The sequence below is a fragment of the Demetria terragena DSM 11295 genome, assembly GCF_000376825.1.
GTDB classification, from domain to species: domain Bacteria; phylum Actinomycetota; class Actinomycetes; order Actinomycetales; family Dermatophilaceae; genus Demetria; species Demetria terragena.
On the sequence record NZ_AQXW01000004.1, the window covers coordinates 1,149,330 to 1,172,958 of the forward strand.

A 23,629-nucleotide genomic window follows, 5' to 3' on the forward strand; every position below is an offset into this window, starting at 1 on the left:
ACTCTTCTAGTATGCCGACTCATGAATGCGTCGCCGAGTGAGCCTCACCTGACTTCGGGCGACACCCGCCCACATAACCGGCAGTTAGGCGTGGGATCACGTGTGGTTTTGCGTTATCGCGATGCTGACGGGGCGCTGACCGACGCTCTCGGTGAGTTGCTTTCTTTCGACGACGAGGTGGCCGTCGTGCGTACCCGCCGCGGCGACGTTCGAGTCCCCCGCGACGCCATCGTCACCGGCAAGGAAGTCCCGCCGGCTGCGAAACGTCCTGGCCGACCCCATCGGGTAGTCGGCGCCGCCGACCTGCAAGAACTCATGGTCGGCGGGATGCCACCACTGGAGTCGCACTGGCAGGGACGCTGGCTACTTCGCGCGGCCAATGGCTACACCGGGCGCGCGAATAGCGTTCTGCCACTAGGAGATCCAGGGATGCCAGTGGCGGACGCCATCACTGCGATCGAACGCTGGTACGACAGCCGCGGGCTTCCCGGGTTGGTTCAGGTTTATGGGCCAACCGCCGCCGAAGCGCTGAATAGCGGTATCGGTCGGGACCTGGTGGCGGCCGAGTGGCGGGCAATGCCTGACGTCTTGGTGATGACGGCACCGACCGACGCCGTGGTGGCTGCAGCGGGTTCACCTGAGCACGATGTCGCGGTCACCGAGCGGGTAAGCGATCGCTGGATTGCGGGCGCCACCGCTCGCGAGCGGGACAATTCAGGCACGCTCACGCAGATTCTGGGACGAGTCCGCGACGGGAGATATGTGACGTTGGGCACAGACCGCATTCCGGACGCCGTGGGGCGCCTGGCGCTCGGACGAGGCTGGGCCGGGATTTTCGCCGTGCACGTGCAGCCGAGTCTGCGACGGCAGGGCCTGGCGCGACGTACGGTCGGCGTGCTCGCCCGCGCGGCGCAGGCGGCCGGAGCGCAGGCGACGTACCTGCAGGTGGAGGCCGGCAACACGGCCGCCGTGACGCTGTACGAGTCCCTGGGCTTTGAGACGCACCACGAATACGCCTACCTCCGCCACCCCTCGCAAGCATCGACTAGCGGCATATGACGAGTGTTTGGTGATCGACACCCGCCATATGCCGCCAGTCGACGGCGGGTCGCTCCTGAGCCGCGCATGGCCTGCTTAACTGACCCGTATGACCGCACCTGAGCCAACCATCCTGGCGACCTCGGGTGGCATCAGACCGGGCGGGCACACCTTCTTTGAGTTCAGCGCGCTCTCGACCTTCGCCGTTGAGTTGGCCGGAATCACCGGGCGAGCCCCGAGAGTCTGCTTTCTGGCCACGGCGCTAGGAGACAACGAAGCGGTGCTCGCGCGGTTGCATGATGCGGCACGGCTAGCGGGCTGGCAGTCCAGTCACGTACAGCTCTTTCCGATGCCCAACGTCCCCGACATCCGGGAGCACCTGCTCGCCCAGGACGTGGTCTGGGTGATGGGCGGCAGCGTCGCCGGGTTGCTCGCGATGTGGCGTGTGCACCGGGTCCACGAGGCGATGCGAGCGGCATGGGAGGCGGGCGTGGTCCTCACCGGCGTCTCGGCTGGCTCGATCTGCTGGCATATCGGCGGTACGACCGACTCGTTTGGCACGGATCTGCGGCCGGTCACAAATGGGCTGGCGCTCCTGCCCTACAGCAACGGCGTCCATTACGACTCGGAACCGCAACGCCGTCCGCTATTCCAGTCCCTTATCACCGACGGCGCCCTTCCGCCCGGGTATGCCACCGACGACGGAGTCGGATTGCTTTACCGCGGAACGGAATTGGCCGAAGCCGTCACCGAGGTCGACGGCAAGGGCGCCTACTGGGTCGAGCGCGGATCGGGGTGCGCCGCGGTGGAGGCGAGACTCGAGGTCCGTCGCCTCACCTGACTGAGTCGGCGTCGCGTGCTTGCCGCCGCAACCCTTCCAGGAGCAGGTCGAGGCCGGCCCGGAACTGCAGCGCATCGTCGTGATTCTCGAAGACGTCAACGATGGCGTGGAGGAACGGCCATTCGTCTGGGTCGAGGTCCCTCCATGCCGCCACCGCCCCAGCGAAGTACTCATCGCGCGCCACCGTTCCGTTGGTGACATCCTCGGGCGGCTGCTGACCCAGGTCAGCTGCGACGCCCACGACATACCCGATGACGGCGGAGGTCGCATGGAAACTCTCCAGCGGCGGCAACTTGAGACGGAGCACCTGTTGACCCACTCGTTCGTAGTAGCGCAGTGAGTTTGGCTGACTGCCCGTATTGCGCATGAAGTAGGAGCCCAACCACGGCCGGGAAACGACCGCGTCGTAGAGCACGATCGCAGTGCGACGCAGGTCGTCGATCGGGTCGGGGTTCATGAGCCCCTCAATTTCATCCAGCACCCCGTCCATGACGAAGTCGGCGGCCCGATCGAACAACTCGTCCTTGCTGTCGACGTACCAGTAGATGCTGGCGACACCACCACCGAGACGGTGCGCGAGCGCCCGGAAGGTCAGTGCTGAGTCCCCAGCTTCATCGAGCAGCCGAACCGCTTCGGTCATCACGGACTCCATGGAATGCGAGGCGCGCCGGCCAGATCGGCGCTTCTGCGGAGGAGTCATACGTCACATCCTGTCACGCATCAGTTGTGCGCCTTGCAGCACATCGAACATTGTTCTATAGTCTCGAACGTCGTTCGATAGTCGAACGTCGTTCGATAATTGGAGGTGCACATGAGCACCACGGCTAGCTCCGTCAGCACGGCTCCTGCGCGACGTACCTATTCATCGCTGCGCGCCGCCTGGATTCCCCTCACCGCCCTATGTCTCGCGTTCTTCGTAGAGATGGTGGACAACACGTTGTTGTCGATCGCCTTGCCGACGATTGGCCGAGATCTCGGCAGCAGCACAACCTCGCTGCAGTGGGTCAGTGGCGCGTACGCCTTGACCTTCGGCGGATTGATGCTGACCGCCGGCTCCCTTGCCGACAGATTCGGTCGCAGACGCGTGCTCCTGATAGGGCTCGCGGCATTTGGCACCATCAGTCTCGGTGCATGGTTTGTCGAGTCGACCGCCGAGCTGATTGTCCTACGTGCAGCGCTCGGCCTGTGCGCAGCGGCGATGGCGCCCATCACCAACTCGCTCATCTTTCGCCTCTTCGACGACGAAGAACTCGTGCGGAAGGCCTTCCCCGTGATGATGACGGTCGGCATGAGCGGCTTCATCCTCGGCCCCCTCATCGGCGGGTCAGCGCTCGCACACGTCGGATGGGAGTGGCTTCTCCTCGCGAACGCACCCATTGCGCTGATCGCGTGGATCGGCGTACGGGCCGGGGTGGCCAAGGACCACGCCGATGACCTGACCAATGACGTGCTGGACCTGCCAGGAGCCGCACTCAGCATGAGCGCGATTGGGCTCGGATGTTATGCGCTGACGAGCGGCGTGGAGCACGGCTGGCTATCGGTCGTCACGCTCGCGTGCGCGCTAGGCGCATTGGCCGCAGCGCTTGGATTCATCCGACGTGAACGCAGCACTGCCACTCCCATGCTCGACCTTCGCGTGTTTAGCCAAGGCACGGTGCGCGGAGCGGCGATCGCCCAACTGGGCACCGCGATCGCGATGGCCGCGGTCATGTTCTCGCTCATCCTGCATTTCCAGTACGCCTACGGCTGGAGCCCCATCAAGGCTGGCCTCGCTAACCTGCCGATGATCATCGCGATGCTGCTCTTCTCGCCGCTCACCGAAGCGCTCGTGAAGCGGTTCGGGCATCGGCTCGCGTGCCTCATCGGCGCCGGTGTCATGGCCGTTTCCATCGGGTGGCTCGCCGTCGCGGTCGAGCACGGCTACCTCGCAATTGCGATCGGAATTGTTGGCATGACGGCGGGCCTGCGCACGGTCTTCATGACCTGTGCGGTCGCCCTCATCGCCGCGATGCCAGAGAACCGTACGTCCCTCGGTGCGGCTCTGAACGACACCGCGCAGGAAGTCGGGACCAGCATCGGTACGGCCCTGGTCGGCACCGCGATCGCCGCCTTGGTCACAACTGCCCTGCCGATCGGTGAGTGGTCCCCGGACCTGGTCGCTTCGTTCTTCCGCGGTGAGCGCGTGACATTCACCGTTCTCGCTGTCGTGGTTGGACTGGTCGTGGGCTTCGGCTCGCTGTCCCTAACCGACTCTCGTGGCACCGAGGAACCCGCCCCGTCCGCGTGAGCGCGATGAGCCAGGACGGTCATGGCCAACGGTCCCCCAACGCTTCCACCACGCGGCGGCAGGACCACACCTTGCTCGCCAGCACCACAATGCAAACCGCGTAGGCCACCGTTGGGAATCCTGCAATCACGAGCAAGACCACCGCTGCGGTGTTCAGGCACTTAGCCGGAGGCCACCAGTTCAGGCGCCACACCAGGCGATCGACGCGGTGAAAATCGTTGGGGCTCAACAGTGGCCACGCGAGAAACGCTAACGACAACATCGTGTCGATGACCATGAAACTGACAAAGAAGAGTGCTGCGAGAAACCACAGATGGGGCGCAAAGGTCAGGGCCGTGGCGCCGAGCAACGCGGTGCATGCGCGGTCACCCACGATGTCGAGGACCGCACCCAAGCGCGTCTCTTGGCGCAGTCGACGGGCTGTCCAACCATCGGCGACATCACCGATCCAATAGACGGCATATCCCACCATCAGCCCAGTGCCATTGTGCTCGGCGAGCGCATAGGTCGCTATACCAACCGCCAGAGCGGTACGCAGGATAGTGATGAGGTTGGGCGTGGTGCTCAAGCGACCAATTGGGTCGGGAGGTTGGGATCGGCCAGGGTCAACCGCGAGCGGAGTCGTGAGAGAAGCCATGACATCGAGAGTGGCTCGCAGCGCAGGCGCCGGGAACAGGCTGCGGGACCACGCCTGGCCGGCACGTGCCGGTGGGGTTCGGTACCTCGGTACCGAATCTCTGTCGCCTCCCGCCGTCGTGGCCGGCGCTGGCGCACACTGTGACCGTGGCACCTCACCTGGCCTTGACCCGCGCGCGGCGACCGAGCGGCGCCTGGCGCAACCGCGCGCTCCGGGCCAAGGACACGTTGTACGACCAGTTCGCTGAACTGCACCGACTCGGCGTCACGATTGCGGCGACGGGCGTCTTGATTGGCTTCTTTGTCGCGGTCGTGGCGGAGAAGATGCCCGGCGGCGGGCAGTTCATCGCGCTGCTCTTGGTGGTCTTCGCCGCGAGAACGAGGCGCTCCGACCTCAAGGTGTGGGTCTTCGCTGTGGCAGCCGTCATCCCTGCGTGGAACAGTTCGAGCAGCAGCCTTGGGTCGGCAATCATGGTCGGTTGTTTGATCTTCCTTGGCATCGTGCTCGCGCCTGAACGCCTGCACTGGGTGCCCATCGTGGCGGCCGTCGTGGCCGGACTCGCGCCGCCGAACATGGGCGACTTCGGCTACGTCTCGCTGCCGCACAACAGCACGTTCGCGGCGGCTATTGGCTTGACCCTCGGCATCGCCAGCCGTCGCGCGGCACAGCGCGAGCATCACTTGCGGGTGCGTACCGAAGCCAGTGAGTCCCACGCGGTGTGGCTCGAACAGCGCACCGCGTTAGCCCGGGAACTCCACGACGTGGTGGGCCACCACGTCACCGCCATGGTGATCCAGGCCGAGGCTGGCCGAGTCAGCGATCCGCGATCGGCATTGACCAGGATCGCGGACCTCGGGCGCACCGCCCTGGTCGAGTTGGACGCACTAGTGGTGCACTTGCGTGACCCCCAGGCGGCCGCAAACACTGCGGCGCCACCGCGATTGGCAGATATCAACCCGGCCCTCACGGCTCCCCTCACCCAATCCGGTATTGCCGTCGATGTCGACGTCGAGGAGACCTCCCACATCGGCGAAGTGGTCGAACTAGCGGCCTACCGCATCGTTCAGGAGGGACTGACCAATGTCCTGAAACACGCTGTGGCGCAACGGGTGTGGGTCGTGGTGCGTGTCACCGACTCACACCTTCGGCTCAGCGTCTTGGACGACGGACGCGGACCCGGACCGGGTGCTGGCTCGGGGCTCACCGGAATCAACGAACGGGTGACTTCGCTCGGCGGCTTTTGGGAATTCGCCGCTCGACCTGGCGGAGGCAGCCAACTCGATGCCTTCCTCCCGCTACCTCAAGGCACGCTGTGACCGCGCCGATTCGGGTCGCAGTGGTGGACGACCAGTCGCTCGTCGTCGAGGGATTTAGTCTCATTCTGAACGCCGCGGATGGCATAGAGGTCGCGCTGCAATGCGCGGATGGTCAGGCTTTGGTTGATGCGGTCCATCGAGGCAGCAACCTCGATGTCGCACTCGTCGATATCCGGATGCCCGTGATGGACGGGCTGGAGGCGACCCGGCGCCTGGCACGCGTTGCCTCGGCTCCATCGGTCATCGTGGTGACAACGTTCGATGACGACGCCTATGTGCTCGAGGCGATCGCCGCCGGGGCTGCGGGTTTTCTTCTCAAGAGGTGTACCGGTCGCGAACTGGTGGACGCCGTACGCGCCGTCGCTGCCGGTGATGCAGTCCTATCCCCCGGAGTGACACAGGCTGTCCTGCGGCACGTCCATCCGAGCGGAGCCACCGCGCCCGACCTCGACCGTTTCCACCTCACCGAGCGCGAGCGGGACGTGCTCGCACTCATTGGAGACGGGCTGAACAACACGGAGATCGGCGAGGCGTTGTTCCTCTCCATGAGCACCGTGAAGTCGCACGTCAGCAACGTGCTGGCTAAGACCGGATCCCGCGACCGGGTGCAAGCAGCACTCCTGGCGCACCGCGCCAGCGCCTAATCCCGCTGCGGGTCCAGAAGCTGTGCGAGGTGGACTCCCTGGCGGTCGAGCAGGTCGTCCGCTTGAGTGCGGCAGGAGAAGCCGTCGGCCAGCAAGACCGCATCGGGTTCGTCCCGCAGCGCTGGGAGTAGTTGGTGCTCGGCGACCTTGACCGATACATCGTGGTGGCCGAGTTCGACGCCGAAGTTCCCGGCGAGACCGCAGCACCCGCCCAGGCGGCGTACGTCCGCCCCCGCTTGGCGAAGCAGTTCGGCATCCGGTGACCAGGACATCACCGCGTGGTGATGGCAGTGTGGCTGGGCGATCACGCGAGTTCCGTTGAGACTTGGCGGTTTCCAGTCAGGTGTGTCCTGCAGCAACTCGGCAAGGGTCTTCGTCGCATGCGCGACCTTCTCGGCGCGATCCCCCGGCGTGAGTTCCAGGCTGTCTGAGCGAAGGACCGCCGTGCAGGACGGTTCTAGACCCACGATCGGCATACCCGCCTCGGCAGCGCCGAGGAGATCATCAAGGTGGGAGCCAAGGATCTTGCGTGCAGCGTCCAACTGTCCGGTCGATATCCACGTGAGCCCACAGCACCCGTTGCGCTCAGTGATCTGAGGTTCATAGCCCGCCGATCGCAGCACTCGTACCGCAGCCTGAGCCACCTCGGGCGAGAAATGATCGGTGAACGTATCGATCACCAAGAGCACGCCCACGCGCCCGCCCGGAATCGGATCACCATAGGTGCCAACGCCGTTCGACCGCGCCCAGCGTCGGAATGTCTCGGTGGCCAGCGGTGGAATGCTCCGCCGGGGATCAACACCAGCAAGTTTTTTAGCTGCGGAGAACTTCTCCCCGACCTCGAACATCGCGTTGACAACCTTGGGCACTCGACTGCCTGCACGCACCCAGCGCGGCAGCTGTCCCAGCGCATAGTGCGAGCGCGGGCGAATCTTCTTGCGGTAGGTCTGGTGGAGCACCTCGGCCTTGTAGGACGCCATGTCGATGCCGGTCGGGCAATCCGACAGGCATCCCTTGCAGGACAGACACAGGTCGAGGGCCTCATGCACCTCCGGCGCCGAAAACCCTTGCACAAGAGAGCCATTCACCATCTCTTGCAGCACTCGCGCACGCCCGCGCGTGGAGTCTTTCTCCTCGCCCGTGGCGAGATAGGACGGGCACATCACCCCACCGGTCGCGGTCGAATCAGCACGGCAACGACCCACCCCCGTGCACCGATGAACTGCCTGGGAGAAGTCGCCGCCGTCACCCTCGTAGGCGAGCGCCAAGGGCACGCGCACGGGCTTGGCTAGGGCTACCCGCACATCCTCGGTCGGAGCCGCCGGATCCACCAGTACGCCAGGGTTCAGCAGGTTGTCCGGATCAAAGTGGTGCTTGATCTCGGCGAACATATCCAACGCAGCCGACGAGTACATGTGCTTCAGCAGACCACTGCGCGCCCGCCCGTCCCCGTGCTCGCCGGAGACCGAGCCGCCGTATGACGCCACCAACGCCGCGGACTCACCCAGGAAGGACCCAAAGGCGGCGAGCCCACCCGGCGCGTCCAACGGGAAATCGATGCGAATGTGCAGGCATCCATCGCCGAAGTGTCCGTAGGGCAGACCCGTGAGGTCGTGCTGCAGCAGGAGCTCGTCGAAGTCCCGCAGGTAAGGGCCCAGCTTGTCTGGGGGTACGGCCGCGTCTTCCCAACCCGCGTGCGCGGGGCGTTCCCGGGGGCTGCGAGAAGACAGCCCAGCGCCGTCTTCTCGAACTCGCCAGATTGAGGCAGCCTCCTTGGGATCATTGACGATTCGCGCCTCGACCGCATCAGCTGCAGCACACAATGCCTCGGCCCGTGCCTGCACCTCGCCCGGGTCATCTCCGGTGAGCTCAACCAGAAGCCAACCGTCACCACGCGGCAGCGGCGGCACCGCGTCTGGGCCACGGCGACGCGTCAGCACATCGATGATGCGCCGGTCGAGGCCTTCCACGGCGACGGGTCCGAACGGCAACTGCTCGACCGCAGCCGACCCGGCCGTCGCGATGTCGGGGAATCCCAGCACGACCAGCAGGCGATGCGATGGTTCGGCAATCAGAGCGACCTCGGCCTCGGTGACGATTCCGAGCGTGCCCTCACTCCCAGCAAACAGGCGGGTGACATCGAATCCGTTTTCCGGCAGCAGTCGCTGCGCCGCATAGCCCGACACCTGACGCTTGAACCGGCCCAGCTCGGTGCGAATCGTGCCCAGGTGCCGACCAGCCACCTCATCCAGCCCGGCCCAGACCGACGACGCGGCAATCACGTCGGCCCGCGCATCGCCTTCGCGGGTGCGCAGGACATCACCGCTAGCCGTCACCAACTCAACACCGAGCAGGTTGTCGGAGGTCTTGCCATAGCCCAGCGCACGATTCCCGCAGGCATCGTTGCCGATCATGCCGCCGATGGTGCAGCGACTGTGCGAACTCGGATCCGGCCCGTAGCGCAGTCCGGCAGCGAGCGCCTGCTTCTGCAAGGTGGCGTGCACGGTCCCCGGTTGCACAATCGCTCGACGAGCCTCGGCATCGACCGAAAGCACCTGCCCCATATGGCGAGAGAAGTCCATGATGACTCCCGCGCCCACTGCGTTGCCGGCGCACGACGTACCGCCCCCGCGGGACGTGATGGGGACGCCTAGATCCCGACAGACCGCAAGGGTGGCGAGGACCTCGTCGCGGTCGCGTGGGCGTACGACTGCCTCAGGCAGGACGCGATAGAGAGATGCGTCGGAGGAGTAGGCAGCGCGACTGGTGTTGTCGCCCAGCACATCTCGGACTCCGGCAGCGCGCAGACGTTCCAGCAGCTCGGTGGTCACAGACACCATCGTGCCTCGTTGTAGACAATCTCTGACGTCGGGTCTGCATAGTGGCCGACCCTTGCTCTGGGAACCGCGCCGCCATTCGGGCATGCCGCGAGTGGCACGCTGTGCAGGTGCCGCCCGACATGATCCGCCTGCTGGTCCTCGCCATCGTCCTTGGGCTCCTCACCTGGCTCTTCCAACGGAGACTGGTACGCGCCGTCGGCCTCCCCGGCCTCTGGGCCAAGACCGCCACGGCGATCTTGATTCTCCTTGCCGCCATGGCGGTGGTCGGCATGAGTAGCGGCGACCTTTTCGACCCGACCTGGGCTCGCCCGATGGGCTTCATGGGCTTGACCTGGTTCGCGATGATCTTCTATCTCCTGCTGGGCCTTGGCCTCATTGGCCTGGTCTGTCTAGGCGCCCGCGTCGTACGCCGCGTGCAAGGTCGCCCGACACCCCCACCGGAGCCGTCGCGGCGGCACTTCTTGCGGGGCGCGACAGCGGGGCTCGTGCTGGGGAGCACCGCCACCGTCGGGTATGGGCTGGTCGCGGCGGCGAGGCCGCGGGTTAGTCACACCACCATCCGGCTCGCGCGGTTGCCCGCAGGTTTTAACGGAATCCGCGTCGCGCTCATCACCGACCTTCATATTGGTCCAGCGCGTGGCCGCGACTTCACCCAGAAGGTCGTGGACTTGGTCCTCGAACAGAAGCCAGACCTCGTTGTGTACGGCGGCGATCTCACCGATGGAACCGTCGACTACGTCGGACCGGATCTGCGACCGCTCGCCCACGTGAAAGCCCCGCTGGGGACATTCGGTGTCAGCGGAAATCACGAGTACTACGCCGACGGCGCCGAGGCGTGGATGACGTACTGGGAGACCCTCGGAATTCGCCCGCTGCGCAACGAACGCGTGGCGCTGCGTCGCGATGGTGATGAGATCGACCTGGCCGGGATCTTTGACGCCACCGCTCCAGCCCCACACGAGCCTGATCTGGCTCGTGCCGTCGCCGGTCGTGATTCCAATCGGTTCCTCCTCCTGGCGGCTCATCAGCCCTCGCAGGTCGAGGACGCCCGCACCCACGGCGTCGACCTTCAACTGTCCGGTCACACGCACGGTGGCCAGGTCTGGCCGTTTGACTATGCCGTCAGGCTTGACCAACCCATGGTTGATGGGCTCGCGGAGTTCGGGAGCACTCAGGTGTTCGCCTCCCGCGGCGCCGGTGCGTGGGGTCCGCCGGTACGCGTCGGCGCGCCGCCCGAGGTCGCGATCCTGGAATTGGTCCAGAAGCGCTGACTGCGTCCGACGGTCGTCAGCGGGTCCTGCGCGCCTGGCGCATGAGTCTGACAAATCCCATCACCGCAACGGCGCAAAAGAGGATCCCCGCTAAGCTCGCAGCCCCCGATGTGAGCAGATAAGCCACCCCGTGGTCGCCGGAGGATGTGAGGCTCTTCAGCCCATATGCCCCTATCAGGAGACCTAACCCAAGATAAGCAACGAGGCCTCGAACTGAGGTGTTCGAACTCGCCATATCCGAAAATAAGTCTCGGCGTTCATGATTTCGCGCAGTCGGTGACATCGCTACCACCTCATCCCGCCGAGGGGTTGGTGCACCGCACTCGGTTGGCCGCCTGATAGGACGTCGTGTCCTTCTCGGTCTTGACGACCTTCCCGCCTTGCTTCAGGGTGCGGGTCACGTCGATGTCGAAGCCGATATTGGTCGGGACAGGGAGACAACCGGCGTGATCGTCCTCGACGGTCTCCGGCTGCCGAATGTTGTATTTGTCGCTACTGGTCGTCTCGACTTCGTACTTACGGTGACCGAGAAAGGTCACGACGACCTCGTCGCCCTCAATTTTGCCCAACACCACAATGGGCTTGCCCGTGTCGTTGGTCCACGTGTTGTCGATGTGCGGTACCCAAATCGTCGCTTCCCGCCCCGCGGGATAACGCTCAATCCAGAAGGAGTGTGATTTGTGCTCGTCAAGTTGCACGCCAGCAAAAAAGGCTGCGTTATACATCGCCGTCGACACCTGTGACACACCGCCGCCTTGCGCCGCACGCTCCTTGCCACCCTGAATGGTGGGTGCCGCGCCGTAGCCCTTCTCCGGAGTCAGGTCGCCGCCGAGAGTCTGGATCAAACTGAACTGCTTGCCGGCCGGAACGACGGTGCCGTTGATGGCGGCCAGCGCCACCTTCATGTTTTGGGTACGAACCTTGTTGCTCGCGCCGCCAGGGAACTTCGAGCGGTACTCGGTGATGGTCTTCCCCGTCTCCACACCCTTGAGGTCTTCGTTGGACACCTCCGGCTTGGCGACCTTGGTCGGAACCGTCAGCCGGCGAGAGTCCGAGGTCAGCGAGGAGGTCATCGCCGCGCCGAGCTTTGCTTCGTCAAGCTCAATGCCGTCCTTGCCAGCGACTGGCTTCGCGGTCTTCCCCGAGATCGTCACCTTGGCGTTCCTCGCCAGCACTTCGAGACTCGGCTCGGCTTCGCGCAGCACCTTCGCGGCGTCCTTGCCATCGACCTTGGCGCTCAGTTTGGAGCCAGACTGCTTCACGGTGATCAGGTCGCCGATCTGGTCCGGCGAGAGCTTCGTGGTCTCTGCGCCCCGGACCACCGTGAGCGGCCCAGACACTGCTGGACTTGCGAAGTCTTTGACGAAACGGTCGATCTCGGCGTTGCTCAAGCGCGGCTTACGCTCGGCCACTTCCGCGGTGTACGTGCTCTTGGCTGGCCAATCTTTGCTGACCTCCGCGGCGACCCGGTCAGCATTGACACCTTGACCGGGAGTGGAGCGTACGACTTGAACTGAGCCGTCCTCGAAGGTGACCGAGCCGTCCTTGGTGCCCGTCCTCAGTTTGCTGTTGGACGCGCGCTGGATGGCGTCGGCGAGCTTGGTCTTGTCGGTCGCGATGACCCCTTCGCGATCTTCGCCGCCAAAGGCGCGACTCAACAGGGTCATGGGATTCGCCGTCGAACCGCCCACGCCTTTCAGCGAAGCGTCCACATCGAGGGCGAGTCCCGATGCGTTCGGAACGATCTTCGCGCTCCCCTCGTCACCGACCTGGATGGTGACGGGCCGGGCACCGGCCTCCTTCGCGTACGTGCCCAACTTTTCCTCAGCACCCTCCTTGGTCATCCCGCCCATCTCTACTCCGGCGACAGATGTCCCGGTTGCGACCCGGTCCCCCTGCCAGAGCCATAACCCGAGGTAGGCGCCAGCAAGCAGCACGAGTGGCGTACCGATCAATACGGCCAACCAACGTCCGCGCGTCCCACCCTGATGTGTCACTTGACCGCCCCAAATCGTCCTCGGTAGTACAGCAACGCCTGTCCAGGGCGTTCGTTCATCGTCACCGAGCGTACGTGCCCGACCACCAGAGAGTGATCCCCTGCGGGGTGAATGGCGGTGGTCTCCAACTCAAAGGTCGCCAGGCTGCCCTCGATCAGGGGCACCCCGGTGGCCTCACCGGCAACGTGCGGGATTCGATCGAGCTGGCCATGCAACGGACGGCCCCGCGTCGCGAGCCATTCGGCGGTAGCCCGCTGGTCGGCGTCCAGCACACTCACCCCGAACACTCCCGCGTCGACCACCGCGTCATGGAACCTGGCTTCTTGCTCGACCGACACCAACAACAGGATCGGCTCGAGGGATACCGAGCAGATCGCGCTGGCGGTCATGGCGTGGTCGTGCTCCCCAGCGCGGGTGCTCACCACTGTGACGCCTGTCGCGAAGCGACCCATCGCCCTCCGGTAAAGGTCTTCGTCAACGCTCATTCGCGGGCACCCCATAGGTCGGTGATCGGCCCGGTCACGGGCTGTGGTCGGCCCGAGTCAGGGTCGAGCAATTGGTATGCCTCGCGCCCGGCCGTCCGGGTCGGGAGGTCGTTGGAGAGCACGAAGGCACCCGGGATGAGCCGTACTTGGGTTCGGTGTTCGGCAATCGCAGCGCGCTGCCGGGGCACCGCATCTGGGGCGACCGTGGCGTGGGAGACCGCCTCGTCCGGGACGACAGACAGTTGGTGTGTGTCGTCCTCCGGCGGGAGGTGTACGCCCCACTCAGCACAGCGCTGCGGCGTCAGTTCACGACGCAGCCAGGCAAGGTCCTGCTCGTACCACGACGTCGGAGTCACGACACCGAAGACCTGTGGCCGTCGCTCAACCGCCATCCCACGAATCGCCGCCAGCGTGACCCGATGGGTCTGGATGTGGTCGGGATGCCCGTAGCCGCCGTGGAGGTCATAGGTCACCACGGCATCCGGCGCGAGTTCGTCGATCAAACTCCGCACCTGCGCGCCGACGGCCTCCACGTCTGCCCCGGCAAACGCGCGCGGATGCGCCGCCGAGGGCGTACCGACCATGCCGGAGTCGCGCCACCACGGCCCGCCGTCCTCGCCCAGCACTCGATGAGAGGCCACTCCCATCGCGGTCATAGCCGCCGCCAACTCGGCCCGGCGCACCTCGCCCAGCGGGTCGGGTGCGTCCGGGTCGCGCGGCTGACCCACCGGAAGCTCCAGATGCTTCAGCTCGGTCGGGATGACCTCGCCCTCCTGCCCCAGAGTGCAGGTGAGCACGTGCACTTCATCGCCGCGCTCGACGTGGTGGGCCATCGTCACGCCAGTCGCGAGCGACTCGTCGTCGGGGTGGGCGTGAATCAGTAAGAGCCGCAACGGTATGTCCTCTCCGTGAACCGCCGCCATGGTCTCACCGAGGGGCGGTCGGTCAGCGTCGGGCGCGCGCCGCTGCCCGGGCGCGTGCGTTGGCCTCGAGCACGACCTTGCGGATGCGCACCGTCTCCGGTGTCACCTCGACGCACTCGTCCTCGCGGCAGAACTCCAGGCTCTGCTCCAGCGACAGCTTGCGCGGCGGGAAGATCTTCTCGAAGTTGTCCGCGCTAGAGGCCCGCACGTTGGTGAGCTTCTTTTCCTTGGTGATGTTGACGTCCATGTCGTCGGCCCGGCTGTTCTCTCCGACGATCATGCCTTCGTAGACCTCGGTTCCCGGGTCGATGAAGAGCACGCCGCGCTCCTGCAGGTTGACCATGGCGTACGCCGTCACGGGACCGGTACGGTCGGCGACCAGCGAGCCGGACATCCGGGTGACGATCGGGCCGAACCACGGCTCGTAGCCGTCAAAGACGTGGTGGGCGATGCCGGTGCCGCGGGTCTCGGTCAAGAACTGGGTCCGGAACCCGATGAGCCCACGCGCGGGCACCTTGAACTCCATCCGGATCCACCCGGTGCCGTGGTTGGTCATCTGTTCCATCCGGCCCTTGCGCGAAGCCAGGATTTGGGTGATCGCGCCGAGGTGTTCCTCAGGTGTGTCAATGGTGAGTGCCTCAACGGGCTCGTGGACCTTGCCGTTGACATCGCGGGTGACGACCTGGGGCTTACCGACGGTGAGCTCGTAGCCCTCGCGTCGCATCTGCTCGACCAGGATCGCCAACGCCAGCTCGCCACGGCCCTGGACCTCCCAGGCGTCGGGACGCTCGGTCGCCAGGACACGCAGCGACACGTTGCCGACCAGTTCCTTGTCGAGGCGGTCCTTGACCATGCGGGCGGTCACCTTGGAGCCGCGCACCTTGCCGACCATGGGCGAGGTGTTGGTGCCGATCGTCATAGAGATCGCGGGCTCATCAACCGTGATCAACGGCAGCGGACGCGGGTCGTCTGCGTCGGCGAGGGTCTCACCGATGGTGATTTCCGGGATACCCGCGACGGCGATGATGTCGCCAGGTCCGGCCTGTTCGGCGGGCTTACGCTCCAGTCCCTCGGTCATCAACAATTCGGTGATCTTGACGTTCTGCGTCGTCTGATCGGCCCGGCACCAGGCCACCTGCTGGCCCTTGCGGATGGTGCCATTGCGAACCCGCAGCAGCGCCAACCGGCCGAGGAAGTTGGAGGAGTCCAAGTTGGTGACGTGGGCCTGTAGCGGCGCCTCATCGTCGTACGTCGGCGCCGGGATGGTCTCCAGGATCGTCTTGAACAGCGGCTCAAGGTCCGCGTTATCCGGCAGTCCGCCGTCGTCGGGACGGCTGGTGCTTGCGGCGCCTGCCTTGGCGGAGGCATACACGATCGGGAAGTCGAGCTGGTCGGCCTGGCCGTCAGCGTCATCGAGCAGGTCGAGGAAGAGTTCGTAGGTCTCGTCCTCGACCTCTTTGATGCGCGAGTCGGGCCGGTCGACCTTGTTGATGCACAGGATGACCGGCATGTGCGCGGTGAGCGCCTTGCGCAGCACGAAGCGGGTCTGAGGCAACGGGCCCTCGGAGGCATCGACCAGCAGGACGACACCGTCAACCATGGACAGGCCACGCTCGACCTCGCCACCGAAGTCGGCGTGCCCTGGGGTGTCGATGATGTTGATGGTGATGCCGTCGGCCTCACCAGCCTCCTGCGCCGCCGCGCCGCCATAGTGGATCGCGGTGTTCTTGGCGAGGATGGTGATGCCCTTCTCGCGCTCCAGGTCGCCAGAGTCCATGACGCGCTCCCCCGTGGTCTCCACGGTGTCGCGTTCCTTGAAGGTCCCTGTCTGCCAGAGCATCTTGTCGACGAGGGTCGTCTTTCCGTGGTCGACGTGGGCAACGATCGCGACGTTACGGACGTCGCTCCTGGTCTGAGTAGGCACGACGGGCATTGTCTCAGGATTTCGCCGAGACTCCGAACCGTGGCCCCGACGCGGCCCCGGACGCCGGCCAGGCAAGCGTCAGCGTTGAGGGAGAATCAGGCGCGGCTCGATGGCCCGCACGACCGGTAAATCATCCCGCAGCCAGGCGACGTCATACACCGCGGCGCGGCTCAGCCACCGCAGTTCGTCGTGATCCTCCAGCGGCCGAGGTTCGCCATCGGTGGGCGTCGCCCACCAGGCGTGCAGCGCGTACGCGTCGCCCAGTGGCCAGGCACCTGCCTGATCGCCGTCGGTCAGCGGACCCGTGATCGGGTCTCCAAGCTCGATGCGCACCCCGAGTTCTTCGAGAATCTCGCGGTGGAGTGCGGTAATGCAGTCTTCGCCAGCCTCCACCTTGCCGCCGGGCAACTCCCACCCGCCCGCCAGCCGCGAGGGCTCCGTACGGCGCGCCGCCAGGAGTCGAGTCGGTGCCGCGAGGTCATCCACGAGCGCGGCACCCACGACCAGCCGACGTACCCCGTGAAGATCAGACATTGGGGCAGCGTACGGGGCCCTCTTTGGTGTCGAGTAGGACACACCCTGGCTATTCGGACCACCAACCGGTATGGGCCTGGGTAGTCTCGCGGTCACGCACGACTGATGTGAGTCATGTCACCACAGGCTCACGTCCCCGTCCACACTTGAGAGGTTCCCATGGTTAATCGCCGAGCAGCGGCCGTCGCCGCGGCCAGTGCGGTCGCTTTGACGCTCGCATCTTGCGCCTCGTCGGATCGCGACTCTGAATCAAAAGGAAGCGGCGACAAGGGAGGTGGCGGCGGCACCTTGACCTTCGGAGCGGCTGGCGCACCGGCCACCTTCGACCCGTTCTATGCCAGCGACGGTGAGACCTTCCGCATCACCCGGCAGATCACCGAAGGCCTCGTCGGGTTCAAGCCCGGCACCCCTGACCTCGCACCTGAGCTCGCGACCAAGTGGACGCCGAGCAAGGACGGCAAGACGTGGGTCTTCGACCTGCGGGAGGGCGTGAAGTTCTCCGACGGCACCAAGTTCGACGCCGACGCCGTATGCAAGAACTTCGAGCGCATGTTTGACCAGAACGCCGCCGGCCAGACCGCGAGCAACTACTGGGTCGACAACATGGGTGGCTACAAGTCCAAGGACGCCAAATCCGCTCTCTACCAGGGCTGCACGGCGAAGTCGGCCAACCAGGTCGAGATCAAGCTGCTCCGCTCCACCTCGCGGTTCCCGGCTCTCCTGGGACTCCCATCGTTCTCGATGCAGAGCCCCACCGCGATGGACAAGTACAAAGCCAACGACATCAAGGCCCAGGGCGACGGATTCACCTACTCCGACTACGCCAACAAGCACGTCACCGGCACCGGCCCCTTCAAGTTCGACTCCTATGACGAGGCGAACAAGACCGTCACGCTGGTCCGCAACGAGGACTACTACGGAGACAAAGCCAAGATCGCCAAACTCGTCTTCAAGATCATCCCCAACGAGACCTCGCGCAAGCAGGCTCTACAGGCGGGCACCATCGACGGCTACGACCTGCCCAACCCGGTCGACTGGCCCCAGTTGAAGAAGAAATTCAACCTGGAGATCCGCGACCCGTTCAACATCCTCTACCTCGGGTTCAACGCCAAGGTGAACCCGGACCTGAAGGACCTCAAGGTGCGGCAGGCGCTCGCCTACGGCATCAACCGGGCACAGTTCGTCAAGACCCAGCTTCCCGAGGGCGCCGAGGTAGCAAACCAGTGGTACCCCGACACGGTGGACGGCTACAACAAGGACGCCACGAAGTACGACTACAACCCGACCAAGGCCAAGGCTCTGCTCAAGGAAGCCGGCAAGGCGGGCCTGAAGATCAAGCTCTGGTACCCCTCTGAGGTGAGCCGTCCATACATGCCGGACCCCCAGAAGGTTTTCCAGGCAGTGAAGTCTGACTGGGAAAAGATCGGTGTCAAGGTCGAGCCGGTGACCAAGCCGTGGAACGGCGGATACATCACCAGCACCGACAACGGCCAGGCCGAAGCGTTCTTCCTCGGCTGGACGGGTGACTACAACACTCCTGACAACTTCATCGCGAACTTCTTCGGGTCACCAGCCGGCGGATTCCAGCCACTGGCGCTGCCCAACGGCGCGGAGATGGTGAAGCGAATCGGCGACGCTGACGGCATCGTCGACAAGGGCCAGCGCACCGCGGCCTACAAGAAGCTCGGTGGCGACTTGATGTCGAAGTACATGCCCGGGGTCCCGATCTCGCACAGCCCGCCGGCCATCGTCTTCACCAAGGCCGTCACCGGAGTTGTGCCCAGCCCGCTCACCTCCGAGGACTTCTCGACGGCAGTCATCGAGAAGTGAGCCCTACGCAGTGGCCGTCTGCGACACCTGTCGCGGCGGCCACTGCCGTGCTCACCGGTTCTGCCCGAACTTGACCCACTCCTCTTACCCCGGAGGCTGACGTGCTGAGATTTATCGTGCGCCGACTTTTGCAAATGGTCGGTGTGCTCTTCGTTCTTTCAATCCTGTTGTTCGCATGGGTCCGTCGCCTGCCCGGCGGCCCCGTTGACGCCATTTGTGGCGAGCGTTGCACGGCCGAGCAGAAGGCGGCCTTGGCCAAGCAACTCGGCATCGACCGACCGGTCTGGGAGCAGTACTTCACCTTCCTCAACAACGCCCTCCACGGGCGGTTTGGCACCTCAACTGGTGTGCTTCCCGGCACCGACGCGATGGAGATTTTCCTCCGTCGCCTGCCCGCGACCATCGAGTTGTCGATCGGCGCGATCCTGTTGGCGCTGCTGATCGGCATACCTCTGGGCTACTTGGCAGCAAAGAAGCGTGGCGGGATCCTCGACAACCTCACCGTCACCTCAACGCTGATCGGTATCGCGGTGCCGGTCTTCTTCCTGGCGTTCGCCCTGAAGTACTACTTCGCCATCAAACTCCACATCCTGCCGCTCCAGGGCCGCCAGGACAGCATCGACGCGACACGCGTCACCGGCTTCTTCGTCCTCGACGGGATCATCACCCAGGAGTGGGACGCCGCCTGGAATGCGTTCAAGCACTTGATCCTGCCGTCGATCGCACTGGCGACCATCCCCTTTGCCGTGATCGTTCGCATCACGCGCGCTTCGGTGCTCGACGTCGTCAATGAGGACTATGTGCGCACCGCCGAAGCGAAAGGCCTCACGGTTGGCACGATCCGGTGGCGGCACGTCTTGCGCAATGCGTTGTTGCCCGTCGTGACCACCTTGGGACTGCAAGTCGGCGCCCTGCTCACGGGCGCGGTGCTGACCGAGACCGTGTTTGTCTGGGGCGGTGTCGGCGAATCCCTAGCCAGCGCCCTCAGACTCAAGGACTACGCCGTCATCCAGGTCTTCATCCTGATGGCCGCGGCCGGGTACGTCTTCATCAACCTGCTCGTCGATATTGCCTACGCCGTCATCGACCCGCGCGTTCGGACGAGGTGAGCCCGATGAGCCCGAATGACAAGAACCGCAAGCCCATGACCCGAAATCCCATGACCCGCAAGAAGCAGCGCATCGATGACCTGGCGGCGGCCACGGGCGAGCCCTCGGTGCGGGAGGCCGGAACCGTCGCTGGCGGCGAAGGCACCAGTCTTCTGGCCAGTGCCTGGAATCGCCTTCGGCGTAACCCCGCCTTCCTCTTCGGCGCGTTCCTGACTTTGCTTGTGATCGTGGTCGCCATCCTCGCCCCGTGGCTGGCGCCGCACGACCCGACAGCACAGGACCTCATCAAGAAGGTCTCGCCGACCACTAATCCGGTGCCTGGACCCGAGCCCGGCTATCCCCTGGGCGCCGATGGGACCCTTGGCCGCGACCTGCTATCGCGTCTCATCTGGGGCAGCCGCCAGACCTTGCAGATCGGATTCTTCGCCACCCTCTGCGGGTTCTTCGGCGGGCTTGTCCTCGGCACCCTCGCGGGCGCCTTCGGTGGTTGGGTTGACTCGATCGTCATGCGCTTGGTCGATCTCATGCTGTCGGTGCCCTCGATCTTGCTGGCGATCACCGTGGCGACGCTCTTCGGGAGTCCGTCCCAGTGGTCGCTCATCGTTGCGATCGGCATCGTGCAGGTCCCGATTTTCGCCCGACTGTTGCGCGGTTCGATGATGGCCCAACGGCACAGCGACCATGTGTTGGCCGCGGAGGCTCTCGGCGTTAAACGTGGCGCCATCATCCGGCGGCATATGCTGCCAAACTCGCTGGCGCCAGTGCTGGTGCAGGCGACGCTGGTGATGGCGTCCTCGATCATCGACGCCGCCGGGCTGACCTTCCTCGGCCTGGGGCCAGCCAGCGATGACGCTCCCGAATGGGGTCAGATGCTCGGCAAGAGCCAGGATCTGTTCGAACAGTTCCCACAACTGGCCATCTATCCGGCGGTGTGCATCATCATCACCGCTCTCGGATTCACCTTGATGGGTGAATCCCTGCGCGAGGCACTCGATCCCAAGAGCAGGAGGTGAGGTCGATGACTGCGACCAGTTCAGAGGTACACCACGAAGGGCGCGCATCGGACGCGCTGCTGTCGGTCCGCGACTTGTCGGTCGTGTTTCAGCGCCGAGGCGAGGAGCCGTTTACGGCGGTCGACCGCGTCTCGTTCGATGTGCGCCCCGGCCAGACCGTCGGCCTCGTCGGCGAGTCAGGCTGCGGCAAGTCGGTCACGTCCATGGCGATCATGGGCTTGTTGCCATCGCGCGGCAACCAGATCACCGGCGAGGTGCACTACGAGGGCACCGACCTGCTGACCTTGTCGGACAAAGAGCGGCGCAATCGGCGCGGCCGCGACCTGGCGATGATCTTTCAGGACCCATTGTCTTCGCTGAACCCGGTCGTCCCGATCGGCCTCCAGGTCACCGAGGTGATCGAGCGCCACCAAGGCAAGAAGCGCAAGCAGGCCATACCTGAGGCACGTGAGCTCCTCGACCGGGTCGGCATTCCCGACCCGAATCGACGCCTCAAGGAATACCCGCACCAACTCTCGGGCGGTATGCGGCAGCGCGCGCTCATCGCGATGGCGCTGGCCTGCAAGCCGCGCCTACTGATCGCCGACGAGCCGACGACGGCCCTGGACGTGACGATCCAGGCGCAGATCCTGTCGCTGCTCCGTGAACTGGTGCAAGGCTCGGACACGGCACTGGTCATGATTACGCACGACCTGGGAGTCGTCGCCGGGCTGTGCGACGAGGTCAACGTGCTCTACGGCGGCCGTATCGTGGAGCGCGCCTCTCGGCACGACCTGTTCGCTACGCCGCGCCACCCATACACCGGCGGCCTGCTGGGGTCTATCCCCCGGTTGGACGCATCGCGCCACGAGCCACTTAATCCGATCCCCGGGTCGGTTGCCGACAACCTTCCCTGGGATCACGCCTGTGCCTTCGCGCCGCGCTGCTCCCAACCCGTTGACCAATGCCGCCAGTCCTCGCCCGACCTCGATGACCTACCCGGCGGACTCGAGGGACCGCGACTCCTGCGATGCCACCACCCCCTGACTGCGAAGGAAGACGCGTCATGACCGTCGCCACCGATGCGGACCGCCCGGGACAGACTCCGCCGAGCGATGACGTCCTGCTCGATGCTCGCGGAGTGAAAGTCCACTTCCCGATTAAACGAGGCGTCATCTTCGACAAGACCATCGGATACGTCTACGCCGTTGACGGCATTGACTTGAAGATTCGCCGGGGTGAAACGTACGGCCTGGTCGGCGAATCCGGCTGCGGCAAATCAACACTCGGCCGAGCATTGCTTCGTCTGGGGGAGCCCACCGCCGGCGAAGTGCTCTTCGACGGCACCGACGTCGCCGCACTCAAGGGCGAGGACCTTCGGCAGCGCCGCCAGGACATGCAGATGATCTTCCAGGATCCGCTGTCCAGCCTGGACCCACGCCAGACGGTGGAATCCCTTCTGCTGGAAGGCATGCAGGCTCACGGTCTCACCAAGGACCGAGCCGCGGCCGATACGCGACTGCGCGAATTGCTCAAGGCCGTCGGCCTACCACCACAGGCACTGAAAAAATACCCGCACGAGTTCTCAGGCGGGCAACGCCAGCGCATCGGTATCGCGCGCGCACTCTCGGTTAATCCCAAGCTGATCGTGGCCGACGAACCGGTGAGCGCGTTGGATGTCTCGGTACAGGCGCAGGTGATCAATCTGCTGGACTCACTCCAGGAAGAGTTCGGTCTGACCTACCTGGTCGTCGCGCACGACCTGGCGGTGGTGCGCCATATCAGCGATGTGGTCGGCGTGATGTACCTCGGGTCCTTGGCTGAAGAAGCCGACGCGGACAGTCTGTACGCCACCCCGCTGCATCCCTACACTCGCGCGCTCATGTCGGCGGTGCCAGTGCCGGACCCGGTGGCCGAAGATCAACGTGAGCACATCCTGTTGCAGGGCGACCTCCCCAGCCCGTCCAATCCCCCATCCGGATGCCGGTTCCACACCCGCTGCCCATGGCGCCAGGAAACCCGGTGCGACACCGAGCGACCCGAGTTGCGCACCGTCCAGGTCGAGGGTGTTTCCGAATCGCACCGTGTCGCATGCCATTTCGCCGAGCAGATCTTCACCGGTGAACTGCAACGCCACGAGGTGCGGCCCGAGATCGTGACACCCGACAGTGACCCGGTCGAGGTCCAGGTCGATGACAGAGCGTTCTGAGGGCACCCGGCCTGAACCCGCACGCGATGCTCGTCCGTTCCTGGTCATCCAACATGAGGATGACGCTCCCGTCGGCTGGCTCGGCGAGGCCTGGGCCGCCGACGGGCAGGCGATGGACGTACGCATGCCGTACCAACATCTCGATGATCCAACTCACCGACTACCTGCCGACCTGACGGATTTCAGCGCGCTCATCGTGCTGGGCGGCGAGATGGGCGCCAATAGCGACGCGACCTCCCCGTGGCTTACTCCCACGAAAGAGCTTCTGCGCCAGGCGATTTCGCACGACGTTCCAACGCTTGCCGTGTGCCTTGGCCATCAACTCCTCACCGTGGCTACCGGTGGAGTCGCGGTGCGTAACCCTGCAGGGACAGCCGCCGGGCGGATTCCAGTCGACCTCACGTCCGACGGTGCCGACGACCAACTTATTCGTGGTCTTCAGGGGAGCCACGTCATCCAGTACAACTCAGACATCGCGGCCGAACTCCCTTCAAGCGCAACAACACTCGCGATGGCACCCGATGGGTCACCGCAGGCTGTGCGGTTTGCTCCCCGCGCTTGGGGATTGCAATTTCACCCCGAGGCGGGGCCGCACATCTTCGACCAATGGACCGTTGACAAGCCCGAACCAACGGCGGTGGCACGTGCGGCGGCAGCCGAGGTGCGCGAGCACCAGGATGACCTGCGCGCAGTCAACGACCTCATTGCGCAGCGATTCCTCGAGGTCACACGCTCGCCCCACTGACCCCCGG

General features: G+C 65.0%; 20 protein-coding genes. 12 read left to right on the forward strand and 8 right to left on the reverse strand.

Annotated features, from left to right (window positions below):
* The first annotated feature begins 21 nt into the window (after positions 1-21).
* Together F562_RS18690 and F562_RS0109640 are read left to right on the forward strand one after the other, a co-directional pair.
* A complete protein-coding gene (locus F562_RS18690; protein WP_083915517.1) occupies positions 22-1,059 on the forward strand; it encodes a GNAT family N-acetyltransferase in 1,038 nt (345 codons plus the stop codon).
* 88 nt (positions 1,060-1,147) lie between these two features.
* Positions 1,148-1,879, forward strand: a complete 732-nt coding sequence (locus tag F562_RS0109640; protein ID WP_018156749.1) for a Type 1 glutamine amidotransferase-like domain-containing protein — start codon at positions 1,148-1,150, stop codon at positions 1,877-1,879.
* On the opposite strand, the gene F562_RS0109645 is transcribed toward F562_RS0109640, so the two are convergent.
* Positions 1,872-2,519, reverse strand: a complete 648-nt coding sequence (locus F562_RS0109645; protein WP_018156750.1) for a TetR/AcrR family transcriptional regulator — start codon at positions 2,517-2,519, stop codon at positions 1,872-1,874. The genes F562_RS0109640 and F562_RS0109645 overlap by 8 nt on opposite strands.
* A 171-nt stretch (positions 2,520-2,690) precedes the next feature.
* Here F562_RS0109645 and F562_RS0109650 point away from each other — a divergent pair, with 171 nt between their 5' ends.
* Positions 2,691-4,166: an MFS transporter gene (locus tag F562_RS0109650; RefSeq protein ID WP_018156751.1), complete on the forward strand. Its 1,476-nt coding sequence runs from the start codon at positions 2,691-2,693 to the stop codon at positions 4,164-4,166.
* Positions 4,167-4,185: 19 nt separating this feature from the next.
* On the opposite strand, the gene F562_RS18695 is transcribed toward F562_RS0109650, so the two are convergent.
* The gene (locus F562_RS18695; protein WP_018156752.1) at positions 4,186-4,803 is read right to left on the reverse strand and encodes a CDP-alcohol phosphatidyltransferase family protein; all 618 of its coding nucleotides are present in this window, start codon (positions 4,801-4,803) and stop codon (positions 4,186-4,188) included.
* A 146-nt stretch (positions 4,804-4,949) separates the two neighbouring features.
* On the opposite strand from F562_RS18695, the gene F562_RS20175 reads away from it, so the two are divergent.
* Entirely contained in the window at positions 4,950-6,119 is a 1,170-nt protein-coding gene (locus F562_RS20175; protein ID WP_156822609.1) for a sensor histidine kinase, read from the forward strand.
* Positions 6,116-6,763 carry a response regulator transcription factor gene (locus F562_RS0109665; RefSeq protein WP_018156754.1) on the forward strand — a complete coding sequence of 216 codons (648 nt, stop codon included), beginning with the start codon at positions 6,116-6,118 and terminating at the stop codon, positions 6,761-6,763. Before F562_RS20175 ends, F562_RS0109665 begins: the two co-directional genes overlap by 4 nt.
* On the opposite strand, the gene F562_RS0109670 is transcribed toward F562_RS0109665, so the two are convergent.
* Positions 6,760-9,603, reverse strand: coding sequence for an FAD-binding and (Fe-S)-binding domain-containing protein (locus tag F562_RS0109670; RefSeq protein WP_018156755.1), 2,844 nt, complete (start codon positions 9,601-9,603; stop codon positions 6,760-6,762). The two genes, F562_RS0109665 and F562_RS0109670, sit on opposite strands and share 4 nt — an antisense overlap.
* Positions 9,604-9,722: 119 nt before the next feature.
* Here F562_RS0109670 and F562_RS0109675 point away from each other — a divergent pair, with 119 nt between their 5' ends.
* Complete coding sequence (locus F562_RS0109675; protein ID WP_018156756.1) at positions 9,723-10,874, forward strand: metallophosphoesterase; 1,152 nt, start codon at positions 9,723-9,725, stop codon at positions 10,872-10,874.
* 293 nt (positions 10,875-11,167) lie between these two features.
* Here the strand turns inward: F562_RS0109675 and F562_RS0109685 are convergent, their stop codons facing one another.
* From F562_RS0109685 to F562_RS0109705, 5 genes are all read right to left on the reverse strand, one after another.
* Positions 11,168-12,871, reverse strand: a complete 1,704-nt coding sequence (locus F562_RS0109685) for a VanW family protein (RefSeq protein ID WP_018156757.1) — start codon at positions 12,869-12,871, stop codon at positions 11,168-11,170.
* Positions 12,868-13,356, reverse strand: a complete 489-nt coding sequence (locus tag F562_RS0109690; RefSeq protein ID WP_026181164.1) for a flavin reductase family protein — start codon at positions 13,354-13,356, stop codon at positions 12,868-12,870. The genes F562_RS0109685 and F562_RS0109690 overlap by 4 nt, the downstream gene beginning before the upstream one ends.
* Positions 13,353-14,279, reverse strand: a complete 927-nt coding sequence (locus tag F562_RS0109695) for a PIG-L family deacetylase (RefSeq protein ID WP_018156759.1) — start codon at positions 14,277-14,279, stop codon at positions 13,353-13,355. Before F562_RS0109695 ends, F562_RS0109690 begins: the two co-directional genes overlap by 4 nt.
* A gap of 22 nt (positions 14,280-14,301) precedes the next feature.
* Complete coding sequence (gene typA / locus F562_RS0109700; RefSeq protein WP_018156760.1) at positions 14,302-16,212, reverse strand: translational GTPase TypA; 1,911 nt, start codon at positions 16,210-16,212, stop codon at positions 14,302-14,304.
* Between the two features lie 69 nt (positions 16,213-16,281).
* Positions 16,282-16,737 carry a (deoxy)nucleoside triphosphate pyrophosphohydrolase gene (locus tag F562_RS0109705; protein ID WP_018156761.1) on the reverse strand — a complete coding sequence of 152 codons (456 nt, stop codon included), beginning with the start codon at positions 16,735-16,737 and terminating at the stop codon, positions 16,282-16,284.
* A gap of 159 nt (positions 16,738-16,896) precedes the next feature.
* Here F562_RS0109705 and F562_RS0109710 point away from each other — a divergent pair, with 159 nt between their 5' ends.
* The 6 genes from F562_RS0109710 (at position 16,897) to F562_RS20180 (ending at position 23,622) form a co-directional block, all read left to right on the forward strand.
* Entirely contained in the window at positions 16,897-18,567 is a 1,671-nt protein-coding gene (locus tag F562_RS0109710) for an ABC transporter substrate-binding protein (protein ID WP_018156762.1), read from the forward strand.
* Between the two features lie 101 nt (positions 18,568-18,668).
* Entirely contained in the window at positions 18,669-19,676 is a 1,008-nt protein-coding gene (locus tag F562_RS0109715; protein WP_026181166.1) for an ABC transporter permease, read from the forward strand.
* A gap of 5 nt (positions 19,677-19,681) precedes the next feature.
* Positions 19,682-20,689: an ABC transporter permease gene (locus F562_RS0109720; protein ID WP_018156764.1), complete on the forward strand. Its 1,008-nt coding sequence runs from the start codon at positions 19,682-19,684 to the stop codon at positions 20,687-20,689.
* Positions 20,690-20,694: 5 nt separating this feature from the next.
* Complete coding sequence (locus F562_RS0109725) at positions 20,695-21,738, forward strand: ABC transporter ATP-binding protein (protein WP_018156765.1); 1,044 nt, start codon at positions 20,695-20,697, stop codon at positions 21,736-21,738.
* Positions 21,735-22,877, forward strand: coding sequence for an ABC transporter ATP-binding protein (locus tag F562_RS0109730; RefSeq protein ID WP_018156766.1), 1,143 nt, complete (start codon positions 21,735-21,737; stop codon positions 22,875-22,877). The genes F562_RS0109725 and F562_RS0109730 overlap by 4 nt, the downstream gene beginning before the upstream one ends.
* The gene (locus tag F562_RS20180) at positions 22,861-23,622 is read left to right on the forward strand and encodes a type 1 glutamine amidotransferase (protein ID WP_018156767.1); all 762 of its coding nucleotides are present in this window, start codon (positions 22,861-22,863) and stop codon (positions 23,620-23,622) included. The genes F562_RS0109730 and F562_RS20180 overlap by 17 nt, the downstream gene beginning before the upstream one ends.
* Positions 23,623-23,629: the final 7 nt, after the last annotated feature.

Coding starts and splice junctions, on each gene's coding strand:
- F562_RS18690 (WP_083915517.1), top strand. CDS start 22: ATGAATGCGTCGCCGAGTGAGCCTCACCTGACTTCGGGCGACACCCGC.
- F562_RS0109640 (WP_018156749.1), top strand. CDS start 1,148: ATGACCGCACCTGAGCCAACCATCCTGGCGACCTCGGGTGGCATCAGA.
- F562_RS0109645 (WP_018156750.1), bottom strand. CDS start 2,519: ATGACCGAAGCGGTTCGGCTGCTCGATGAAGCTGGGGACTCAGCACTG.
- F562_RS0109650 (WP_018156751.1), top strand. CDS start 2,691: ATGAGCACCACGGCTAGCTCCGTCAGCACGGCTCCTGCGCGACGTACC.
- F562_RS18695 (WP_018156752.1), bottom strand. CDS start 4,803: ATGGCTTCTCTCACGACTCCGCTCGCGGTTGACCCTGGCCGATCCCAA.
- F562_RS0109670 (WP_018156755.1), bottom strand. CDS start 9,603: ATGGTGTCTGTGACCACCGAGCTGCTGGAACGTCTGCGCGCTGCCGGA.
- F562_RS0109675 (WP_018156756.1), top strand. CDS start 9,723: ATGATCCGCCTGCTGGTCCTCGCCATCGTCCTTGGGCTCCTCACCTGG.
- F562_RS0109690 (WP_026181164.1), bottom strand. CDS start 13,356: ATGAGCGTTGACGAAGACCTTTACCGGAGGGCGATGGGTCGCTTCGCG.
- F562_RS0109695 (WP_018156759.1), bottom strand. CDS start 14,279: ATGGCGGCGGTTCACGGAGAGGACATACCGTTGCGGCTCTTACTGATT.
- typA (WP_018156760.1), bottom strand. CDS start 16,212: ATGCCCGTCGTGCCTACTCAGACCAGGAGCGACGTCCGTAACGTCGCG.
- F562_RS0109705 (WP_018156761.1), bottom strand. CDS start 16,737: ATGTCTGATCTTCACGGGGTACGTCGGCTGGTCGTGGGTGCCGCGCTC.
- F562_RS0109710 (WP_018156762.1), top strand. CDS start 16,897: ATGGTTAATCGCCGAGCAGCGGCCGTCGCCGCGGCCAGTGCGGTCGCT.
- F562_RS0109720 (WP_018156764.1), top strand. CDS start 19,682: ATGAGCCCGAATGACAAGAACCGCAAGCCCATGACCCGAAATCCCATG.
- F562_RS0109725 (WP_018156765.1), top strand. CDS start 20,695: ATGACTGCGACCAGTTCAGAGGTACACCACGAAGGGCGCGCATCGGAC.
- F562_RS0109730 (WP_018156766.1), top strand. CDS start 21,735: ATGACCGTCGCCACCGATGCGGACCGCCCGGGACAGACTCCGCCGAGC.
- F562_RS20180 (WP_018156767.1), top strand. CDS start 22,861: ATGACAGAGCGTTCTGAGGGCACCCGGCCTGAACCCGCACGCGATGCT.